This window comes from Micromonospora sp. NPDC050397, from assembly GCF_044901685.1.
Taxonomy (GTDB): Bacteria; Actinomycetota; Actinomycetes; order Mycobacteriales; family Micromonosporaceae; genus Micromonospora_G.
Genome location: NZ_JBJDPS010000001.1, coordinates 952,025 through 972,912 on the forward strand (window position 1 = coordinate 952,025; position 20,888 = coordinate 972,912).

General features: G+C 69.6%; 18 protein-coding genes. 15 read left to right on the plus strand and 3 right to left on the minus strand.

The genetic code is table 11. The annotated features are described in order from the left end of the window. Positions 1 to 62: 62 nt before the first annotated feature. From egtA to ACI2K4_RS03730, 9 genes are all read left to right on the plus strand, one after another. Positions 63 to 1,304: an ergothioneine biosynthesis glutamate--cysteine ligase EgtA gene (egtA, locus tag ACI2K4_RS03690; RefSeq protein WP_404509171.1), complete on the plus strand. Its 1,242-nt coding sequence runs from the start codon at positions 63 to 65 to the stop codon at positions 1,302 to 1,304. Then, complete coding sequence (gene egtB / locus ACI2K4_RS03695; protein ID WP_404508439.1) at positions 1,301 to 2,626, plus strand: ergothioneine biosynthesis protein EgtB; 1,326 nt, start codon at positions 1,301 to 1,303, stop codon at positions 2,624 to 2,626. Before egtA ends, egtB begins: the two co-directional genes overlap by 4 nt. A 49-nt stretch (positions 2,627 to 2,675) precedes the next feature. Next, complete coding sequence (locus tag ACI2K4_RS03700) at positions 2,676 to 3,599, plus strand: ergothioneine biosynthesis protein EgtC (protein ID WP_404508441.1); 924 nt, start codon at positions 2,676 to 2,678, stop codon at positions 3,597 to 3,599. After that, entirely contained in the window at positions 3,596 to 4,567 is a 972-nt protein-coding gene (egtD, locus tag ACI2K4_RS03705) for an L-histidine N(alpha)-methyltransferase (RefSeq protein ID WP_404508443.1), read from the plus strand. The genes ACI2K4_RS03700 and egtD overlap by 4 nt, the downstream gene beginning before the upstream one ends. Positions 4,568 to 4,845: 278 nt before the next feature. Then, positions 4,846 to 5,433: a TMEM165/GDT1 family protein gene (locus tag ACI2K4_RS03710; protein ID WP_404508445.1), complete on the plus strand. Its 588-nt coding sequence runs from the start codon at positions 4,846 to 4,848 to the stop codon at positions 5,431 to 5,433. Positions 5,434 to 5,595: 162 nt separating this feature from the next. Then, positions 5,596 to 6,003 carry a DUF1622 domain-containing protein gene (locus ACI2K4_RS03715; protein WP_404508446.1) on the plus strand — a complete coding sequence of 136 codons (408 nt, stop codon included), beginning with the start codon at positions 5,596 to 5,598 and terminating at the stop codon, positions 6,001 to 6,003. Continuing rightward, a complete protein-coding gene (locus ACI2K4_RS03720) occupies positions 6,000 to 6,302 on the plus strand; it encodes a hypothetical protein (RefSeq protein ID WP_404508447.1) in 303 nt (100 codons plus the stop codon). Before ACI2K4_RS03715 ends, ACI2K4_RS03720 begins: the two co-directional genes overlap by 4 nt. Before the next feature lie 417 nt (positions 6,303 to 6,719). Continuing rightward, positions 6,720 to 6,959: a hypothetical protein gene (locus tag ACI2K4_RS03725; protein ID WP_404508448.1), complete on the plus strand. Its 240-nt coding sequence runs from the start codon at positions 6,720 to 6,722 to the stop codon at positions 6,957 to 6,959. Between the two features lie 410 nt (positions 6,960 to 7,369). Next, positions 7,370 to 8,905 (plus strand): polysaccharide biosynthesis tyrosine autokinase, encoded by a 1,536-nt coding sequence (locus tag ACI2K4_RS03730; protein ID WP_404508450.1) that lies wholly within the window; start codon positions 7,370 to 7,372, stop codon positions 8,903 to 8,905. Here the strand turns inward: ACI2K4_RS03730 and ACI2K4_RS03735 are convergent. Further along, complete coding sequence (locus tag ACI2K4_RS03735; RefSeq protein ID WP_404508452.1) at positions 8,886 to 9,482, minus strand: low molecular weight phosphatase family protein; 597 nt, start codon at positions 9,480 to 9,482, stop codon at positions 8,886 to 8,888. The two genes, ACI2K4_RS03730 and ACI2K4_RS03735, sit on opposite strands and share 20 nt — an antisense overlap. Before the next feature lie 328 nt (positions 9,483 to 9,810). Between ACI2K4_RS03735 and ACI2K4_RS03740 the strand changes: the two genes are divergently transcribed. From ACI2K4_RS03740 to ACI2K4_RS03750, 3 genes are all read left to right on the plus strand, one after another. Next, the gene (locus ACI2K4_RS03740; protein ID WP_404508453.1) at positions 9,811 to 11,538 is read left to right on the plus strand and encodes a DUF4012 domain-containing protein; all 1,728 of its coding nucleotides are present in this window, start codon (positions 9,811 to 9,813) and stop codon (positions 11,536 to 11,538) included. Positions 11,539 to 11,554: 16 nt separating this feature from the next. Next, complete coding sequence (locus tag ACI2K4_RS03745; RefSeq protein WP_404508454.1) at positions 11,555 to 12,151, plus strand: hypothetical protein; 597 nt, start codon at positions 11,555 to 11,557, stop codon at positions 12,149 to 12,151. Positions 12,152 to 12,354: 203 nt separating this feature from the next. Continuing rightward, entirely contained in the window at positions 12,355 to 13,884 is a 1,530-nt protein-coding gene (locus ACI2K4_RS03750; protein ID WP_404508455.1) for an MFS transporter, read from the plus strand. A 280-nt stretch (positions 13,885 to 14,164) separates the two neighbouring features. Here the strand turns inward: ACI2K4_RS03750 and ACI2K4_RS03755 are convergent, their stop codons facing one another. Next, entirely contained in the window at positions 14,165 to 15,424 is a 1,260-nt protein-coding gene (locus ACI2K4_RS03755) for a hypothetical protein (RefSeq protein WP_404508457.1), read from the minus strand. Between the two features lie 387 nt (positions 15,425 to 15,811). Here ACI2K4_RS03755 and ACI2K4_RS03760 point away from each other — a divergent pair, with 387 nt between their 5' ends. The 3 genes from ACI2K4_RS03760 to ACI2K4_RS03770 all read left to right on the plus strand — a co-directional run bounded on the left by ACI2K4_RS03760 (position 15,812) and on the right by ACI2K4_RS03770 (position 19,975). Further along, positions 15,812 to 17,509, plus strand: a complete 1,698-nt coding sequence (locus ACI2K4_RS03760; protein ID WP_404508459.1) for a cholesterol oxidase substrate-binding domain-containing protein — start codon at positions 15,812 to 15,814, stop codon at positions 17,507 to 17,509. Continuing rightward, the gene (locus tag ACI2K4_RS03765) at positions 17,506 to 19,410 is read left to right on the plus strand and encodes a polymorphic toxin-type HINT domain-containing protein (RefSeq protein ID WP_404509173.1); all 1,905 of its coding nucleotides are present in this window, start codon (positions 17,506 to 17,508) and stop codon (positions 19,408 to 19,410) included. Before ACI2K4_RS03760 ends, ACI2K4_RS03765 begins: the two co-directional genes overlap by 4 nt. 67 nt (positions 19,411 to 19,477) lie before the next feature. Beyond that, entirely contained in the window at positions 19,478 to 19,975 is a 498-nt protein-coding gene (locus tag ACI2K4_RS03770; protein WP_404508461.1) for a hypothetical protein, read from the plus strand. Positions 19,976 to 19,997: 22 nt separating this feature from the next. Here the strand turns inward: ACI2K4_RS03770 and ACI2K4_RS03775 are convergent, their stop codons facing one another. Then, a complete protein-coding gene (locus ACI2K4_RS03775; RefSeq protein WP_404508463.1) occupies positions 19,998 to 20,870 on the minus strand; it encodes a GNAT family N-acetyltransferase in 873 nt (290 codons plus the stop codon). Positions 20,871 to 20,888: the final 18 nt, after the last annotated feature.

Consider the following 20,888-nt stretch of genomic DNA (forward strand, 5'->3'; position numbering starts at 1 on the left):
GGAAGAGGGTCGGATTGATCGAAGACGATCACGGGTAGTTCCGGGCGATCGAACGAGGGGAGATCGATGTCGTGATACCGACCGACCTCAACACGCCGGAGGTCCTGCGCGAGCTGTCCGACGCGGAGGGATACCTGGCGAAGATCTGTTTCAAGACCGGACCGCCGCTGCTCAGCGGCGTCGAACTCGAATGGACCGTGCACGACCGCGACAACCCGGCCGCGCCGGTCGACCCGAACCGACTACGGCAAGCCCTCGGACCACACGCACCATCCACCCTCGACCCGGTCGGCCCCCGGTCGCCACTGCCGGGCAAAGGCACGGTCAGCGTCGAGCCCGGTGGGCAGGTGGAGATCTCCTCCGCTCCACACCGCTCACTGCGCGAGCTCTGCGAACACACCAGCGCTGACGTCGACCGGCTCACCGGACTCCTGACCACCGCCGGTCTGGTCCTCGGCGACAGCGGCATCGACCCGTACCGCCCACCTCGTCCGGCCCTCGACACGCCCCGCTACCGCGCCATGCGCACCGCCTTCGACCGACGCGGCCCGGCCGGACGAACCATGATGTACAGCACCGCCGGCCTCCAGATCTGCGTCGACGCCGGCACCTCCGAACGGTTCGGCGCCCGCTGGGACGCCGTGCACGCGCTCGGACCACCACTGCTCGCCGCCTTCGCCACCGCCCGGCACCACGCCGGCACCGACACCGGCTGGGCCTCGGCCCGGATGGCGGCCTGGTTCGCCATCGACCCGCCCCGGACCCGACCCGCCTGGACACCCGTCCGCGCCGGCCTCGACCCGGTCGGCGTCTGGACGGCGTACGCGCTCGCCGCACCCCTGCTCTGCGTACGGCGGCCGGACGGTGACTGGCTCGTCCCGGCCGGCATCACGTTCCGCGACTGGATCGGGGGTGCCCTGCCCGAACCGCCGACCGCCGACGACCTCGAATACCACCTCAGCACCCTGTTTCCCCCGGTACGGCCCCGTGGCTACCTCGAGCTTCGGTTCCTCGACGCGCAACCGCCCGGCGAGTGGATCGCCCCGGTCGGTGTGCTCGCCGCGCTGCTCGGCGACGACACGGCACTGGGCCTGGCCCGGGAAGCCTGCGAGCCGGTACTGGACCGCTGGAAGGCCGCCGCCCGGTTCGGGCTCGCCGACCCGGAACTGGCCAGGGCGGCCGCCGCCGTACTGCGGGTGGCGCTGGCCGCGCTGGACCGGACCGATCTGCGGCCGGCGACCCGCGACGACATCACGACCATCGTGCAGCGGCGACTGGCCGCCGCGGACAGGAGAACGTCATGACAACACCGGGATCGGACCAGGATCTCCGGCGCAGGATCGCGGGCGAGTTGGAGCGGGCCCGGTCCCGGAGCGCCCTGCTGACCGAGGTGGTCGACGAGACCGAACTGATGCGCCAGCACTCGCCGATCATGTCGCCGCTGGTCTGGGACCTGGCGCACGTCGGCAACCAGGAGGAGCTCTGGCTGATTCGGGACGTCGGTGGTCGTGAGCCGGTCCGCCGCGACATCGACGACCTGTACGACGCGTTCAAGCAGCCGCGCAAGGACCGGCCGGCGCTGCCGCTGCTCCGTCCCGACGAGGCGCGCGGTTACCTGGCCACGGTCCGGGACAAGGTGCTCGACCTGCTCGACGGGATCCGGTTCGACGATCGGCGGCTGGTCACGGACGGATTTGCCTTCGGCATGATCGTCCAGCACGAGCAGCAGCACGACGAGACGATGCTCGCCACGCACCAGTTGCGGGTCGGTCCGGCCGCGCTCTCCGCCCCTCCGCCGCCCGCGTCCGCCGTCGGAGTCTCCGGCGAGGTACGGGTACCGGGCAGCCGGTTCACCATGGGCACCTCGACGGACCCGTGGGCGTTGGACAACGAGCGCCCGGCGCACGTGGTGGACGTACCGGAGTTTTTCATCGACGCCGCTCCGGTGACCAACCGCGAGTATCTCGCGTTCATGGACGACGGCGGCTACGACGACGAGCGTTGGTGGAGCGGACCGGGCTGGGAGCACCGGCGCGACGCCGGCCTGACCGCGCCGCTGCACTGGCGCCACGACGGGGTGGAGTGGGGCTACGTACGGTTCGGCCGGTACTCACCACTGATCATGGACGAGCCGGTGGTGCACGTCTGCTTCTACGAGGCGGAGGCGTACGCGGCCTGGGCCGGTAAGCGGCTGCCGACCGAGGTGGAGTGGGAGAAGGCGGCCCGGTGGGACCCGGCCACCGGTCGGTCCCGCCGGTACCCGTGGGGGGACGAGGACCCCGCGCCGGAGCACGCCAACCTGGGCCAACGGCATCTCGCCCCGGCCCCGGTCGGTGCCTACCCGGCGGGCGCCTCGCCGCTCGGCGTACACCAACTCGTCGGCGACGTGTGGGAGTGGACCGCCAGCGGGTTCGAGGGCTACCCCGGGTTCGTCGCGTTCCCGTACCGGGAGTACTCGGAGGTCTTCTTCGGCAACTCGTACCGGATGCTGCGCGGCGGCTCGTTCGGCACCGACCGGTCCGCCTGCCGGGGCACGTTCCGCAACTGGGACCTGCCGATCCGCCGGCAGATCTTCAGCGGGTTCCGCTGCGCCCGCGACCCCCGGCCGGGGGAGACGGGCGCGTGAGGCGTACCCGCGCGGCCGTTTGTCCGAACACCGTCACGGTGGTCCGTTGATGTGCCGCCACCTGGTCTACCTGGGGCCGGCGGTGCCGCTGGCCGCGCTGCTCTTCGATCCGCCGCACGGGCTGGTCCGCCAGTCCTGGGCGCCCCGGGACATGCGCGGCGGCGGGACCGTCAACGCCGACGGCTTCGGCGTCGCCTGGTACGCCCCCGTCCCCGTCGGCGGCATCGCCGTTGCCTCGGGCGCTCCCGTCCTCGCCGGCGGCATCGGCGTTGTCTCGGGCGCTCCCGTCCTCGCCGGCGGCATCGGCGTTGTCTCGGGCGCTCCCGTCCCCGTCGGCGGCATCGGTGCCGCCTGGGATGCTTCCGTCCCCGCCGACGACCACAACCGGGAGCCGGTGCGGTACCGCCGGGCGACACCGATCTGGGCCGACGCGGCGCTGCCGGCGCTGGCCGCGTCCACCCGCTCCGGTGCGGTGCTCGCCGCGGTCCGGTCGGCCACCGTCGGGATGCCGGTGGTGGAGACGGCCGCCGCGCCCTTCGGCGAGGGTCGGTGGCTGTTCAGCCACAACGGCGCGGTCCCCGGCTGGCCGGACTCGATGGTCCCGCTCGCCGCCGCCCTACCGACCCGGGACCTGCTCACCCTCGACGCCCCGTCCGACGCGGCGCTGCTCTGGGCGCTGGTCCGGCACCGGTTGCGCGAGGGCACACCGCCGGACCGGGCGATCGCGGAGACGGTCGACGCGGTCGCCGCCCTCGTGCCGGGGGCGCGGCTGAACCTGCTGCTCACCGACGGTCGTACGGCGGTGGCGTCGACCGCCGGACACGCCCTTTCCGTACGGGCCGGCGGCGGGTCGGTGCTGATCTGTTCCGAACCACTCGACGACGACCCGGCCTGGGCCGGGGTGCCCGACAACCACCTGGTCGTCGCCACCACCGACGACGTGCAGCTGCGACGAATAGGAGAGTTGGTGTGAGCGCGGATCCGTTGGAGATCTATCTGGAGGAGCGGGACCTGGCCCGGACGCTGCGGGAGGACGTCCGGAACGGACTGACCGCGACGCCGAAGTCGCTCCCGCCGAAGTGGTTCTACGACGCGCGGGGCAGCGAGCTGTTCGAGGAGATCACCCGGCTGCCGGAGTACTACCCGACCCGGACCGAACGGGCCATCCTGGACCGGTACGCCGACGAGATCGCCGTGACCACCGGCGCGAAGACCCTGATCGAACTCGGCTCGGGGTCGTCCGAGAAGACCCGGCTGCTGCTCGACGCGTTCACCCGGAACGGCAACCTGGGTACGTTCGTGCCGCTGGACGTGTCGACCAGCGCCCTGCGCCAGTCCACCTCGGACATCGCGGCGGCGTACCCGGGTCTGCGGGTACGCGGCATCGTCGGCGACTTCACCCGCCACCTGGACCGGCTGCCGACCGGTGGTCGACGGCTGGTGGCCTTCCTCGGCGGGACGATCGGCAACCTGCTGCCGGCCGAACGGGGGGAGTTCCTCCGGGCGATGCACGCCGCCCTGGAGACCGACGACTGGTTGTTGCTCGGGGTCGACCTGGTCAAGGAGCAGGAGCGGCTGGTGCCGGCGTACGACGACGCGGCCGGGGTGACCGCCGAGTTCAACCGCAACGTGCTGGCGGTGGTCAACCGCGAGCTGGGTGCGGACTTCGACCCGTCCGCGTTTGACCATGTCGCGATCTGGGATCCGCAGCGGGAGTGGATCGAGATGCGGTTGCGGGCACGGCGGGCGGCTCGGATCAGGATCGACGAGTTGGATCTCGAGGTGGACTTTGCCGCCGGAGAGGAGATGCGTACCGAGGTGTCGGCGAAGTTCCGGCCGGAGGGGATCGCCGCCGAGCTGAGCGACGCGGGGTTCCGGGTCCGCTCCCGCTGGACCGACGAGCAGAATCTCTTCGCGCTGCTGCTCGCCCAGGTCGTCTGAGCCGTACCCCGCGGGTCTGTCCGACCTCGCCGGGCCGTCCGCTGTCGTGGGACCGCGACGCTGATCGTGGCCCGGCGGTCCGTCGCCGGACCGGGTCGGCTAGGCTTGGTTCCGCGAAGGGGAGTAGCTCCCAACGTCGTGGTCGACATACTGGTGCGCTTGCGCACCCGGCCACACGGCCTCACCGCGAGTGAGGCGGGCGAGACCTTCGACCAGGCTGTCAAGCCGGGTCGAGGTCGCTCATGCCCTGGACCCGGTCCCGACCGGGGAGGGTATTTGTGGAAGGCTTCTTTGTTGCTCTGGTGGTCAGCTTCGGCGTGATCTTCGTTGCCGAATTGGGCGACAAGTCGCAGCTCATCGCGCTGACCTTTGCCACCAGGTTCAAACCGGTGCCGGTGCTGATCGGCATCACCATCGCCACCGCGCTGGTCCACCTGGCCTCGGTGGCCATCGGCTACGGTCTCGGCGCGACGCTGCCCACCGGGTGGATCGCGCTCGGCGCGGGGGTGGCGTTTCTCGGCTTCGGCGCGTGGACGTTGCGCGGCGACACGCTGACCGAGGAGGAACGGGCCAAGGCGGAGCGGACCAAGCGGTCCGCGATCGTCGCCGTGTCGGTCGCGTTCTTCCTGGCCGAGCTGGGCGACAAGACCATGCTCGCCACCATCACGCTGGCCACCCAGTACGGCTGGTTCGGCACCTGGGTCGGCTCCACCGTCGGCATGGTCGCGGCGGACGCGCTGGCCATCCTGGTGGGGCGGATGCTCGGCCGTCGCCTGCCGGAGAAGGTCATCAAGTACGGCGCCGCCGCGCTCTTCGCCATCTCCGGTCTCTGGCTCCTGCTCGACGGTATCGAACAGCTCACCTGACCCGAACCGGTTAGGAAGGGGCCCTTCCTCTACAAAAAACGATAAGAAGGGGCCCTTCCTTACTCCTGCGGTGGTGGCGGGCCTAATCGGGCTGTTGCGGGGTAACCGCGCCCGGTCTGGTCGCGGGCGACGGCGCGCCGGTCGGGCGGGAGGGGGCCGGGCGTGTCCGAGGAGCTGCTGCGCGACGTCTCCGACGTGCTGGTGACCCTGGTGGAGGCGGCTGGCGCGCTGGTGATCTTCGTCGGGGCGCTCTGGGCGGCGGTACGGTTCCTGGTGCTGGGAGTGCGGCGCCGTACCAACGCTCACTTCACCCCGGTCCGTTTGCTGCTCGGGCGCTTCCTCACCCTCGGTCTGGAGTTCCAACTCGCCGCCGACGTGCTGCGCACCGCGATCACCCCGAGTTTCGACCAGATCGGGCAACTGGCGGCGATCGCGGCCATCCGAACCGCGCTGAACTACTTCCTGCACCGGGAGATCGAGCGGGAGCGGCGGGAGTTGGTGCCCTCGGATCCCACCGCCGCGACGGGGACCGGGCACGCGGCGGCCCAAGCCCGGCCGGAGGGGGCATGATCCGGTCCGAGCTGGTCCAGGTGATCACCGCGTTCGCGCTGCTCACCGGGGTGGTGACGCTGCTGGCGGTGCGGTCCTGGCGGATCGCGCTGCGGCTGACGCTGGACCTGCTGACCGCCGCGAGTCTGGTTCGCCTCGCCGGAACGCAGCACTGGCGGGAACTCGCCACTGCGGCGACGATCGTGCTGTTGCGTACGGTCATCGGCGCGATTCTGGCCGGTCCGCAAGCCCGAGCCGGGAGTGGGTCGAAAGCGGCACCTCGGCCACCGGAACCGCCGTACCCGGCCTCGGCGCGGTGAACCGGATGACCGACGCCGAGACGCCTCGTCCAGCGGGAGCGCACCCCCGATCCGCGAGCCCGACGAGCTGACCGCCGAGGGCTGACGCCTCGTCCAGCGGGAGCGCACTCCGGGTCCGCGAGCCCGACGAGCTGACCGCCGGGGGCTTCGGTTATCCGGCGGGCCGCTGTGCAGGGCCGGCGGACGACCCTTCGTGGAAACGTCTGTTGACGTCGCGCGCAGCATCCACGCCCGTACCGCCGGTAACCCGTCCGGCCGGCACGAGAGCCGAGGTCGAGCCGGCGCTCGGTGTGGGCAAAGCGGACGTTTGCCAGTCGATGCTCCTCGTCCTGCCTACCGTGAATGGTGTTCGGGCCGTTCCGGCCCGGCCCGCGTTCGGAAGCGGGCGGTTGACGAAGACGTACAGGGGGTCGATCGATGGACGACGGGCAGCCCGGCGACGGGGGTCGGCACGACGAGCCCAACGACTACGGCTTCGCCGGTGACCCCACGGCGCCGCAACCGGAGCGGGGCAACCGCCCCGACGAGCTCGACGAGGCCGAGCGGGTGGCGGTGCCGGGGGACGACCTCACCGAGGGGTTGAGCGAGTCGCTCGAAGAGGAGCGTCTGCGGGAGTGGGAGCGGCAGCACCCTGACCCAGACCAGCAACGCGAGTAAACCCCACCCGCTCCTCAGAGCCCGTTGATCATGGAGCTGTCGCATCCCCGAGCGCCGGGGTGTGGCGACAACTCCATGATCAACAGGGCCCTGGGTGAGGGCGCGGTGGTGGCGCGACGGTCTGTGTGGTGTGGCGCGGCGGGATGTGGCGGGACCGCATCCCGCCGCGCCGTCGTGTCGTTGACCTCTGCGGCCAGGTCGGCCCGGCGACCCTCGCTGGCCGGGTCGTCAGCAATATCGGTCGTGTTACGCCGATTCCAGGCAGAAGTACGGTTCGTTCCTCTACATTTTGTTCGGCTATGAATGCGGCTGGTATGGATCTTTTTCATACTGTCTGACTTTCAGTACATGCTCAGCAGCCTTCGTGCCGGATCAACCGTTAATGCCCGCAGATAGGGAGGTCTGGCCTGATGGATCTGCGCACCCACCTTTCCGTAGTGCGTCAACGCTGGTGGCTGGTGCTGGCGACGGTCATGGTCGGGCTCGGCGCCGCCGGGCTCGTCACCGTACGCACCGAGCCGTTGTACACCTCGTCGGTGACGTTCTTCGTGACGACGCAGAGCCAAGGGGTGACCGACGCCTACCAGGGCGGCCTCTTCCTTCAGCAACGGGTGAAGTCGTACGCCGACCTGCTGACCAGCGACCGGCTGGCGCAGAGCGTGGTGGCCGACCAGCCGGTCGGGCTCACCGCGGACGAGGTGCAGTCCCGGGTCACCGCCCGGGTCGAGGCGAACACCGTACTGCTGCGCGCCACCGTCACCGACAGTGACCAGGCGCGGTCGCTGCGACTCACCGAGTCGGTCGCCTCGCACTTCGTCGCGCTGGTGCAACGGCTGGAGACACCGCCCGGGGCCCAGGAACCGCCCGTCAAGATCGAGACGGTGAGTGGTCCACGGGTCAGCGCCGATCCGGTCTCTCCCCGCCCGGCCCGCAACCTCGTCGTCGGTGGCGTACTCGGGCTGTTGCTCGGGATCGCGCTCTGCGTGCTGCGGGGCCTGATCGACACCACCGTCCGTGACGGAGCCACCCTGCAACAGCTCACCGGCAGCCCGCTGCTCGGGCAGATCCCGTGGGACGTCGAGGCCCTGAACTCGCCGCTGATCGTCGGCACGGCGTCCCAGTCGGCCCGCGCGGAGGCCATGCGCAAGCTCCGGACCAACCTGAGGTTCGTCGACGTGCACGAGTCGGCGCGGGTGATCGCGGTGACCAGTTCGGTGCAGGGGGAGGGGAAGTCCACTCTCTCCTGCAACCTGGCCATCTCGCTGGCCGAAGCGGGCTGGCAGGTGTTGCTGGTCGACGCCGACCTGCGCCGCCCGAAGATCGCGCAGTACCTCGGCCTGGAGGCCGGCATCGGGCTGACCGACGTCCTGATCGGCGAGGTCGACGTCGCCGACGTGGTGCAGCCCTGGGGGGACAAGTCCCTGCTGGTGCTCCCCGGCGGGTCGATGCCGCCGAACCCGAGCGAACTGCTCGGCTCCAAGGGCATGGCGGACCTCTTGCGGGCGCTGCGCGAGTCGGCCGACATCGTCATCGTCGACACCGCCCCGCTGCTGGCCGTCACCGACGCGGCGGTGGTGGCGGTGCAGACCGACGGGGTCCTGCTCGCCACCCGGCACGGCAAGACGACCCGCGCGCAGGTGGCCACCGCGACCGAGGCGCTGGAGGCGGTGTCGGCACGGGTGCTCGGCTGCGTGTTGAACATGGCCAAGGTGGCCCGCTCCGACAACTACCAGTACGAGATGTACCGCACCATGACGGCCAGCCCGCCGCCGGTCTCCGTACCCCCGTCGTCCGCCCCGGCCAATCAGGAGATCGACTGGCCCGGCGCGGAGATCGGAGCGGTGGGCTACCTCGACGACGAGCTGGCGCGACGGGACGACCGACGGGACGACCCGAGGGTCATCGACGCGACGCCGACCCAGGAACTCACCCGGATTCCGCGATGAGTCGCACCGTCGGACGCAGTGCCCGTTCGATCTCGCCGACGCAACGACGGAACTCCGCGATCGGCAGTCCCACCGGGTCGCTCAGGTCGTCGTCCTCGGGCCGAGCGGGGGGTTGCAGACCCGCCCGTGCCCGGCTGGCCGCCGCCACCGCCTGCGCCAGCCGCCACGCCGGGTCGTGTTGACCGGCCGGCGTCGACCACCCCTGGTCGATCGCCGCGCTGGCGAGCCGGGCGAACTGGCGCAGGGTGAACGTACGGCGCAGCGCGGCCGGGGCGAGCGCGACGCAGGTGGTCCGTTGGGCCCGGGTCGCGGTCAGGACCAGGCCGGCGGTACGGAGCTGGTCGGCGTGCAGCGGTCGGCTGCGGAACGGGTCCGGGTCGGTGCCCCGCTCGGCGGTGAGCCGGGCGGCGTGCGGATGCATCGGGTAGCCGGGCACCGCGTGCGTGCCCGCGCTGGAGACCGGTACGCCCGACGCCTCGTCGCGCAGGTGCTGAACCAGCAGCTCCCGGGCGAGGTATTCGGCCATCGGGGACCGGCAGAGGTTCGCGTGGCACACGATCAGCACCCCGCTGGACATGTCTCCTCCTCGCTGCTCCGGCCCAACCGGTGGCCGGTAGCCCAATGGGGTGCAACGAGTGGCGGGTCGGCGCGCAACGCGTACGGCGATCCCGGTTCCGGTTCGGACGCGAGCGTTTGCGAGTGTTGCTCACAACTCGCCAGAAATGCGCGGTAAATGGCCTGTACGGCGACGAAACAGCGAATGCGCGTGCTATAGAGATCTGTAGCAATTAAATCCTTATGTTCGTTTTGCCCTGAGTAGGGAGTGTGTTGGCGTGACGGAGGGCGGCACCGCCCAGACGCACCGCTCGCGATCCCGGCGCCGCCGGTCACGATCACGGGCGCGGATGCGTCGTGCCCTGATCACGGTCCTCGTGGTCACCTGCCTGCTGTTCCTCGGCGTCGGCTGGCTCGGCCTGCGCGGCTGGCAGGCCCGGGGCCACCTGGTCAGCGCCGCCGGCCTCGCCCGGGAGCTGGGGCAACAGGTGCTCGCCGGCGACTCCGACCAGGCCCGCCGCACCCTCTCCGCGCTCCAGTCACAGGCCGGCGCCGCCCGCTCCGCCACCGGCGACCCGAGCTGGGCCGCCGCCCGGCACACGCCGTACGCCGGCGACGACCTGAGCGCCGTACGGACCATCGCCGTCGCCGTGGACGACCTCGCCCGCCACGCCTTCCCGTCGCTGCTCCGGCTCGACCTGACCACCCTGGTCCCCAAGGCCGGGCAACTCGACCTGGCCCGGCTCCAGGCCGCCGCCCCCGAACTGACCACCGCCGACGACGCGGTACGTCAGGCCAACGACCGGGTCGCGGCGATCCGTCCCGAAGGACTCCAGAAGCCGGTCCGGGACGCGGTCCGGGAGCTCCGCGCCGAACTGGAACGTCTCGCCGCCCTGACCACCACCGCCCGCCACGGTGCCGTCCTGCTCCCGCCGCTGCTCGGCGCCGGCGGACCGCGCACCTACCTCGTCGCGTTCCAGAACCTGGCCGAACCCCGGTCGACCGGCGGCATCTTCGGCGCGTACGCGGTGCTCCGCGCCGAGCGCGGCAAGGTGCAGATCCTGAAGCAGGGCGCCGCCTCCGAACTGGGCATGTTCGACGAGCCGGTGACCAAGCTCGACCCGAACATGAAGGCGCTCTACACCGAGCTGCCCGGCATCTACCCCGCCGACGTGAACCTCACCCCGCACTTCCCGACCGCCGCCTCGATCTTCCGCGAGATGTACAAGCGCCGGACCGGCACGGTCGTCGACGGGGTGCTCGCCACCGACCCGGTCACCCTGTCCTACCTGTTGCAGGCGATCGGGCCGGTGCCCGTACCCAAGCACCCGACGCTGACCTCGGACAGCGCGGTGAAGACGCTGCTGTCGGACGCGTACCACCGGATCAAGGCACCGCGCGACCAGGACAAGTACTTCGCCTCGGCGGCGATGTCGGTGTTCGACGCCCTGCTCACCCGCACCGTCAACCCGCGTCAACTGCTCGAGGCGTTGGACCGGGCGGTCGCCGAGCGCCGGATCCTGTTCTGGAGCGCCAACCCGGACGAGCAGGACGACCTGGTCGACACCCGGGTCGCCGGAGTGATGCCGGAGCGGGAGGACACCCCGACCGTAGGGGTCTTCCTCAACGACGGCACCGGATCCAAGCTCGGCTACTACCTGACCCGCTCGGCCGAACTGACCGTCGGCGACTGCCGGCTCGACGGCCGCCGGGAGCTGAAGCTGCGCCTCACGATCGGCTCCACCGCCCCCAGCAAGGGGCTCAGTCAGGCCGTCCTGGGCCTGCAACTGCCGGGCGACCCGTACCGCAACCGAGTGGTGGCGTACGTCTTCAGCCCGGTCGGTGGCTCGCCGGTGAACGCCCGGCTCGACGGCGCCGCGGCCCCGATCGGGGTCGGCACCGAGCGCGGACGCAGGGTCGCCGTGCTCAGCGTCGACATTCCCCCCGGAAAGACCCGGGAACTGGAGGTCACCCTGTTGACCCCGGTCACCCGGACCGGCGCCGCCGACCTCTGGCTGACGCCCGGCGCCACGCCATGGACCACCCGTGTCAAATCCGCAACCAGGTGTGAACAGTAAAAAGAGAGGAATCATCATGCGGCTCACCCGCATCGTCGCCTCGGCCATGGCGGCACTCGTCACGGCCGGCGCGCTCGCCACCATGACATCCAGTCCGGCGGCCGCTCAACCACAACCGCCCTATCCGCCTCAACCGCCGGTGTTGACCATCAGCGACTCCACCGTCGTGGTGGGCACCGAGGTCACCCTCTTCGGTCGGTTCTACGGTCCGACCGAGATCGTCGACATCGTGTTCACGCCGCAGACGACGGCGGCCGGCGCGCCCGAACGGGCCGCCGTGCGTCACGACTCCGGAACGACCGTCGCGATGGTGCCGGTCGCCTACCAGGGGCCGCCACCGGCCCTCACCGCGGTCACCAACGCCGCCGGTGAGTTCCAGCTCAGCTTCGACGCCGACTGGAAGGGCACCTGGCTGATCACGGCAACCGGCCGGGAGTCGGGGCTGAGTGCCAGTGTTGTGCTGACAGTGGTTCCCCGGCAACTGCCGGTCACCGGTAGCTCACTCGGGACGCAGATCGGCATCGGTGCCGGCCTGCTCGCCCTCGGTGTGCTGCTGGTCATGCTCACCGTGGTCCGGCGCCGCCGTGGTGGGTTCCGTACCGGGACCGCCTGACAGGTGCCCGCGGGAGCATGGCCGATGTCCCGCGACGGTGTGACACGCATGAGCGCCGGTCGGACGAGTTCGTCTCGTCCGACCGGTGCTCGCTGTTCGTGCCAACGAAAGGTCAATGTTCCTCACTGTACGGAGAGCGCCGGTACGGCTACCGACGGGAGGGCGACCGTCGCCCGCTCCACCGGACCGTCTAACGTGCGCTGGTGCAGATCAGCGCGGACGAGGGCCCGGTAGCCGGGGAGACGGGCACCTCGCGAGAAGCAGACACCCCCTCGCTGGCCTCCATCCGGGAGGTGCTGGCCGTCCCGGCGTTCCGCCGGCTCTGGATCGTCACCGGGCTGTGCAGCTCCGGCGACTGGCTGGCCCTGTCCGGGCTCGCCGCGCTCGCCAGCACCCTGGCCACCAGCGCCGCCGGGGTGAACTTCGCGTTCAGCGTCGTACTCTTCGCCAACCTGCTGCCCGGCCTGCTCTTCGCGCCGATCGCCGGACTGGTCGCGGACCGGTTCGACCGCCGTACGGTGATGGCCGTCGCCGACCTGGCCCGGTGCGCGTTGCTGCTCTCCATCGCCGTGGTGAACACCTACTGGTGGATCGCGGTCGGCGGCTTCCTCGTCCAGGTGGCCACCACCATGTGGATCCCGTCCAAGGACGCCGCACTGCCCCGTCTGTTGCGTCGACCGGAGCAGGTCGCCCCGGCGGCCCAGTTGGGGCTGGTGATGACGTACGGCATCACGATCGTGGTCGGCGGTGGCCTGTTCACCCTCATCACCGGAGCCGGTACGGTCTTCGGTCTGCCCGGCGACGTGATCGGGATGAACGGGCTGACCCGGATCGCCATCGTCGTCGCCGCGCTGTTCTACCTGGCCAGCGCCGCGACCATCGCCACGGTCCTGCCCGAACTGTCCGGCACCGCCCGGGCGAACCCCGGCGGTCCCGGCGGTGCGCCGCCGGCCACCACGGCGGTCGGTCCCGAAGCCGAAGCCGAACCGGTCCGACCCGCGACCGGGCCCGGCCTGGGCACGATGCTGCGCGACAGCGTCGGCTACGTGCGGGACACACCAATTGTCCGGGGGCTGCTGATCGGCATGATGGGGGCGCTGGCCGCCGGTGGCGCGGTGGTCGGTTCGGCCCAGCCGTACGCCCTGAGCCTGCTCGGCGGCCAGGCCGCCTTCGGGTTGCTGCTGCTCGCCGCCTTCCTCGGTCTGGTCACCGGTATCCTCGCCGCGCCCCGGCTGGCCCGCCGCCTGTCGCACGAACGGCTGTTCGGTCTCGCGGTGGTCGCCGCGGCGGGCGCGCTCGTGCTGGTGGCGTTCTCGCCGCACCTGGCGGTCTCGCTGCCGGCCGTGGTCTTCACCGGGGCCGGCGCCGGTACGGCGTTCCTGACCGGGGTGACGATCATCGGCGCCCGGGTGGAGGACTCGATGCGGGGCCGGGTCAACGCGCTCTACCAGTCGATGCTGAAGGTGGTCCTGGGTTGCTCCGTGGCGTTGACGCCGCTGCTGGTGACGGTGATCGGACAACGGCCGGTGACCCTGTGGGGCAACGACTTCCTCATCGACGGCACCCGCCCGGTCATCCTCGGGGGCGCTCTGCTCGCCGCCGTCGCCGGCCTCGTCGCCCACCGGCAGATGCGTGACAACGCCGACCCGGACCCGGACGGGCCCGACCAGGAGGGGTCCGTCGACCCGGCGGCGGGTGAGGCCGCCAGAGGGCAGCCGACGCTGTCGCGGTAATGCCACCTCCACCGCGTCGAATGTCGTCCTCTCCGGGCGCGGTCGTGCCCGGAAACGGTGATGGTGTACCGGTGGTGGGCCCGGTCCGGTTTTGCTCGACCGATCGCACGCCGACGATTCCGGTCACGGATTTCCCGTGCCGGAATCGTCGCCCCTCGGCGCCTGGGCCCGTCGACCATTTCCGACGATTTCCGTCGGTGGTTCTCTCCCGTCGTCCGGCTTTGTCAGGGACACCGCCAGGGCCTGCCGGAATGACCGGCAGGCCCCGTTACCGCGATATTCAGGAGGCCCGGGTCTCGATGGTCAGGCCCCAGAGCGGGGTGACCAGCGGGATCGAGCCGAACCACGACCGGCTGCCGCCGCTGTCGCCGTGGCAGCCGATGTCACTGCGGCTGTGGATGCCGTACGCGACCCGGTAGGTGGCCGAGCCGAGCCAGTACCAGCCGCCGCCGCTGTCGCCGCCGCAGGAGTCGAAGCCGTCCACCCGGACCATGCCGAGCACCGACGCGTCGCTGGTGCTGCCGATGGTGCCGCAGTAGTTCGGCCCGTTGATCTCGGTGAAGTTCGCCGAGAGGCAGACCGTCTCGCCGACCAGGAGGTAGCCGGTGGTCGGGGCGACGTAGTTCAGGGCGATGCTGCGGTCGGCGTCCTCGATGTAGATCTCGCCGCCGGAGTCGTACTGGAACCAGCTGTTGTCGACCCGGATGATGCCCGCGTCGATCGCGCCGGACTGCAGCGAGTTCGTCATCGGGCCGATGCTCTGCGCGCCGGTGCTCCAGGTGCCACCGCCGCTGTTGCAGTGCCCGGCGGTGTAGACGAAGCGCTGGGCGCTGGCGTTGCGGGCGGTGAAGCCCACCGAGCAGGTGCCGCTGCCGTTGTAGCGGAGCACCGCACCGGCCCGGACGGTCCAGTCGCAGTCCAACCGGGAGGTGCAGCCGGCGTCGGCCTCGGTCTGGATGTTCGGGTCGGCGATCACCGACACCCCGGCCGGGGCAGCGGTGCGGGCGGTGGTGAGGGTGCCGGCCGGGACGGCCACCACGACGCTGTTCGTCTTGACGTCGATGCCGACCTGGCCCTTGGCGGCCTTGGCGAGACCGTCGGTGCCGGTCCGCAGGGCGCCGGCCTGCCGCTCGAGTTCGGCCCAGGTGCGGCCGACCACGTGCGTCTCGGCGCGGATTCCGAGTTCCTGGGCCGCCTTCGCCGCCACCGACGCCGCCGCCTTGGTGGTCGTCGCCAGGTGCATCACACCGGTCGGCGGGTCGAACCACGCGCCGCCGTAGGTGGAGGCGTCGGCGGAGATCCGCTCGTAGACCTTCTTGCGGTCGACCTGCTGGGCGAACGCCTGACGCGCCGACGCGTCCGACATCTGCGGGTACGACGCCTGGTAGGCGCGGACGGCTGCGGCGACCGCGCCGGTGTCGGCCGCGGACGGCGCCGCGCCCTTCGGCACGCTCGCGCCGGCCGGCGTGGCGAACGCCACCCCGGCGAGCAGGAACGCGCTGGCCGCGAGGGCCATCAGGCGTGTTGGCCTGGTCTTCATAAAAGATCCTCCCCACTTTCGGCCGGGCGCTCGCCCAGCCGCGAACAGACTTCCACAATCATCGATCGATTAATGCGTGACCGACGCATTGCTGACAGTGAATATTCGAATTCGCGGTGGGGTGGGTGCGAGTGCGTCACAAACGCTATGGATTCCCGGCAAACGGTCGGTTTGCGCATGGTCTGCCCGGGGTCGGCGTAATCGGGTCAACGCACATGCTAAATGGATCAGAACAATCGGTGTCGCCGCGTCCGGATAGCGGCTGGTGTTCCATCTCGCCGGAGATGTCGCATTGATCGGCGGCGATGGTAAAATCCTCGCCCTGGTTCTCTTGCCTGGTACTCGGGTAGACGTCGCCGGAACCCGACCGGCGACGAGAGGATCACGATGGCCATTACCCGACGCAACTTCCTGGAGGCGTCCGCCGTCACGGCACTCGGACCACTGTGGCTGCCGGCCGACCGGTCGGCACCACCCGGCTTCCCGTCCGGCATCGAGGTGCACCGGGAGACGTACCGCAACTGGGCCGGCGAGATCGAGACCGGCGCCATCTGGACCTCCGTACCGCGTACGGCGGCAGACGTGGTGACGGTGACCAACTGGGCGTACGCCCACGGCTGGTCGGTACGCGCCCGTGGCTACCGGCACACCTGGGCGCCGCTGACCGTCCCCTCCGGCGCTGGTGGAGCCGACCGGGTCATCCTGGTCGACACCACCCGCCACCTGACCTCGATGACCGTGGTCCCGACCGCACCGGCGGCGGTACGCGTACAGACCGGTGCGTCGATGGAGGCACTGCTCGCCTTCCTGGAGGAGCACGGGCTCGGTGTGACCAACACGCCCGCACCCGGCGAGCTGAGCGTCGGTGGTGTGCTCGCCGTCAACGGGCACGGCACGTCGGTCCCGGCCGACGGCGAGACCCGGACGCCCGGCCACACCTACGGGTCGTTGAGCAACCTGATCCTCTCCCTGACCGCCGTGGTCTGGGACGCCTCGGCCGGCGGGTACGTCCTGCGAACCTTCGACCGCGCCGACCCGGCCTGCGTAGCGTTGCTGACCCACGTCGGTCGTGCGTTTGTCACCGAGGTGACGTTGCGGGTCGGTGCCAACCAGAACCTGCGCTGTGTCAGCACCGTCGACATCCCCGCATCGGAACTGTTCGCCCCGCCGGGCAGTGGCGCGCGGCGTACCCTGGCCAGCTACGTGGCCGCCGCCGGCCGGGTGGAGGCGATCTGGTTCGCCTTCACCTCCCACCCATGGCTCAAGGTGTGGAGCGTCAGCCCACAGCGGCCGTTGACCTCGCGGCCGGTGGTCACGCCGTACAACTACGTCTTCTCCGACAACGTGCCGAGGCCGGTCGCCGAGTTGGCCGAGCAGTTGCTGAACGGAGCCTGGGCCCTCACACCCACCTTCGGCCAGGCGCAGTACGCCACCGCCGCCACCGGCCTGACCGCCACCCTCGCCACCGACCTCTGGGGACCGTCGAAGAACCTGCTGCTCTACGTCAAGCCGACCACTTTGCGGGAGCACGCCAACGGGTACGCGGTGCACACCAACCGCGGCTCGATCCAACGGGTGGTCAACGAGTTCGCCGAGTTCTACCAGCGCCAGCTCGCCGCCTACCAGGCGCGAGGCGAGTTCCCGGTGACCGGCCAGGTGGAGATCCGGGTCGCCGGGGTCGACCGGGCCAGCGACGTCGGCGTACCCGGGGCCGAACCACCGGCGCTCTCCGCCGCCCGACCCCGGGCCGACCATCCCGAGTGGGACGTGGTCGTCTGGTTCGACGTGCTCACCTTTCCGAGCGCGCCACGCGCGCACGAGTTCTACCGGGAGATGGAAACCTTCTTCTTCGCCAACTACACCGGTTCGTACGCCGGCTGCCGCGTCGAGTGGTCGAAGGGCTGGGGATACACGAGCACCGCCGGGTGGGCCGATCCGTTGGTGCTGAGCCGGACCGTGCCCGACTCCTACCGGCACGGGCCGGACCCGACCTGGGACCGGGCGGTCGCGGCCCTGAACGCGTACGACCCGCACCGGCTGTTCAGCAACCCGTTCCTCGACCGGCTGCTGCCCGGCACGTCCTGACCGCCCACAAGGCAGTACGGACCGGTAACCTCGGTTACCAGTCGGAGTACACGGACAGCACGACCGGCCGGGTAAACATGTTGGCCCGCTGGTACAACACCGCCACCGGTCAGTTCGACACCCGGGACACCATGTCGGTCAGCCCGGTGCCGGATTCGATCGCCGCCAACCGGTTCCAGTACGGCGACGCGAACCCGTCGACCAATACCGACCCGACCGGGCACTTCAGCCTTGGCGGGCTCGCCAAGAGCATCGCCAAGGTGGTGAGCAAGCCGGTCGCGGCTGTCAAGACGGTGGTGAACGTGACCGCCAAGGCGGTCAACTACGTCGCCTCCGGCCAGGCGTGGAACGCGGTCAAGAAGGCCGCCACCGTGGTGACCACCAAGGCCAAGAAGGCCTACAACGTGGTCAAGGAAACCACCACCCGGTACGTGAAACAGAAGGTCAACACCGTCAAGGACGCGGTCAGCGCGGCAAAGAAGTGCGTCTCGACCGGTGTCGCAAAATGCGCCGCGACCACGGTGAAGACAGCGGCGAAGGCCGCCGTGAACACGGTCAAGTCCACGGTGGAGACAATCAAGCAGGACCCGTGGAAGTTTGTTGCCAGCGCGGCGGTGGCGATCGCCGCGACGGTCGCGGTCGGAGCGCTCTGCGCCACCGGCATCGGCTGCCTGATCCTTGCCGGAGCGGCAGCCGGTGCCATGGCGGCCGGTGGCGGCTACATGGTCGACGTCGCACAGGGTGAGCAGAAGTTTTCTCTCGGCGGACTCGCCAGCACGATGATCGAGGGCGGCCTGGACGGCGCCCTCTCGGCGGGCCTGAGCCGGCTGACCGGTCCGCTCGGATCCCGGCTCGGTGGCGGCGGGCGTTCCCCGGGTGTGGGCAAATCGTCCGGCCCGAGTTCGTCGAGCGCGTCCGTCGGACGGACGCCGACATCTGGTGCTGGCTCGACGATGTCGTACTCCGGTTCGAGTGCCAGGCCGAATGCCTCGGGCGGGTCATCCGAATACCAGGGGCGCCATCGGGCGGAGTCGTGCCACAGCTTCGACCCGGAAACCCAGGTGCTCCTGGCCGGTGGGACGACGAAGGCGATCAAGGATATCGCGGTCGGGGAGCGGGTTGTCGCCACCGATCCGACCACGGGTGAGACCGCGCCGCAGGAGGTGACCCGGCTCCACGTCAACACGGACGAGGACCTGACCGACGTCACGGTACGGGACGACGCGTCCGGTGAGACGTCGGTGCTGAAGACCACCGACCACCACCCGTTCTGGGACGCCACCGAGCGTCAGTGGGTCGACGCGGCGAAGCTGAAGGTCGGTCACCGGCTCCTCGTGCACGATGACGAGAGGTTGGAGGGTGACGGCACCGGAGCTGGTTCCGGAGGTGGCGGCCCTCCGGCCGGGGTCACCGTCGTCGAGGTCGAGTCCTTCGACGGCAGCAAGGTCATGCGCGACCTCACGGTCGCCAACACCCACACGTACTATGTGATAGCCGGCACCACGCCGGTGCTCGTCCACAACTGCACACCGGTGGAAGTGAGGTCTTCAACCCTCACTGATACGGAATTGCGTCGTCCGTCCTTCAAGTATCAGGCGCATGTGATGGGAAGTCGCACAGAGACGACATGGCGCTATAACGACGAGCTGACTGAGGTTGACGGAGACAACGGGGATTGGCTCCTTGAAGCCAAATGGACTGGCAATGATGCGCAATGGGATTCGTCGCCCTATAATCCCAATCATAAGTTTTACGATCCTAGCAAAACATTGGATCAGACGCGTCGATTGTTGGACCTCGCGGCCGGTCTTGACCGGCAGGGAGTAGTCTATGCCGTATCAAATAAGGCGGGAGCTGATCACTTGCGATCCTTGTTGGGGGGTATTTCGAGGAAAATATGAAGAACGGCACGCTTTGGGTTCTCCATGTGCCCGGAAATGGCATGTAGCTTAGGATTGGATCCATGAAGTGAATTCGGATGCGGTATTGGATCTACTTGGGTGGTTCGTCGGTTCGGATGACCTAAGGCGAGCGCCGACCAATGAATCGGCATTGCTGGATTTGGGTTGGGTCGAGGTTCGAGAGAACGACGTGGCGGGCTGGAAGGAATGGAGGAGGGGAATTGAGTCTGGATATTCCAATGCTTTCGAGGATGTGCGAGCCTTCGAGGTAGTCGTAAAGATACTATGGCCTGGAGAGGGCGCTAATTTTGGTTTGCTTTACGAACTCTTCGAAGCGGAGTATGTGAGGCTCGTGACTTTGGTGGAGGAGCGTGTCGGTGCTTCAACATACTCTTCTGAATTCGATGAGCCACCCGTGCCGATGCCGGGGCAGTTCGATCGCGCCACTGTCTGGAGATCTGGTCGTGGAACTGTGGCCGTCTCGTTCCAGCATGAGGACAAAGAAGCGCCATTGAGAATGTCACTTTGGTTACTGACGGGCGACGGGGCGACTAGGGTCGACTAACTCCTGGAGTAGTTACGGTTATTTAGGTACAAGTCGGGTCGGTAATGGCGATATCCTGTGGCCTTGGAAGGTTCAAGATTGGCGCCTTCTGGCTCGTGAAGCCTTGAGATCCTACTCGGGTAGCTGGCAAGTCATCAATCGTTTGCGGTAAGCGGTAGTGGTATTGGCAGACCTCGGTGAAGCCCATCCGCTCGTACAGGCGCAGCGCCCGGGTGTTGTCGCATTCCACTTGGAGATACATGCCGTCGACCCGACGGGTGCCGGCCCACTCGGCAAGGGCGGCGAGCACGCTGCGCGCCGCGCCCCTGCCACGTGCCTCGGCCATCGTCGCCATCCCGAACACTCCGGCCCAACCGCTGTCGACAACCGTACGGCCGATCGCCACCACGTCGACCCCGCTGATCGCGCAGGCGTACGCGGCCGACCCCTCGATCCGGCCCAACATCTCCCACTCGGCTCGGGTGTCACCGCCGTGCCCCTTGACCGCGTGCCAGGCGTCGAACCAGGCGCGGGTCGGCTGCTCGTCCAGCCGGACCCGCAGTGAACCCTGCGGTGTCCGTGCCACCACCTGCTCGACCGACGCCACCTGCAACGAGATCGGGCTCTGCCACCAGTAACCCCGATCCGCCAGGATGCGGTCGAGTTCGTCGGGACAGACGCCCGGGGTGAGCTGGAAGCGGGGAGTCTCGCCGTGGCCGGCGTAGAACTCCTCGGCCTCGACGACCCTGAGCAGCAACTCCTCCTGGTCGGCGAAACCGTGCGGCAGTACGGTCCCGACCCACCAGGAGCAGCCGGGAGCGTGTCGCAACTGCCAGCCGTCGATTTCCTTGACCTGCTCGGCGGGCATCGCCCGAGTGGCCCGCTCCTGTAGACCCCGTACCAGCGCATCGAACACCGCCCGATCCTGGCACAC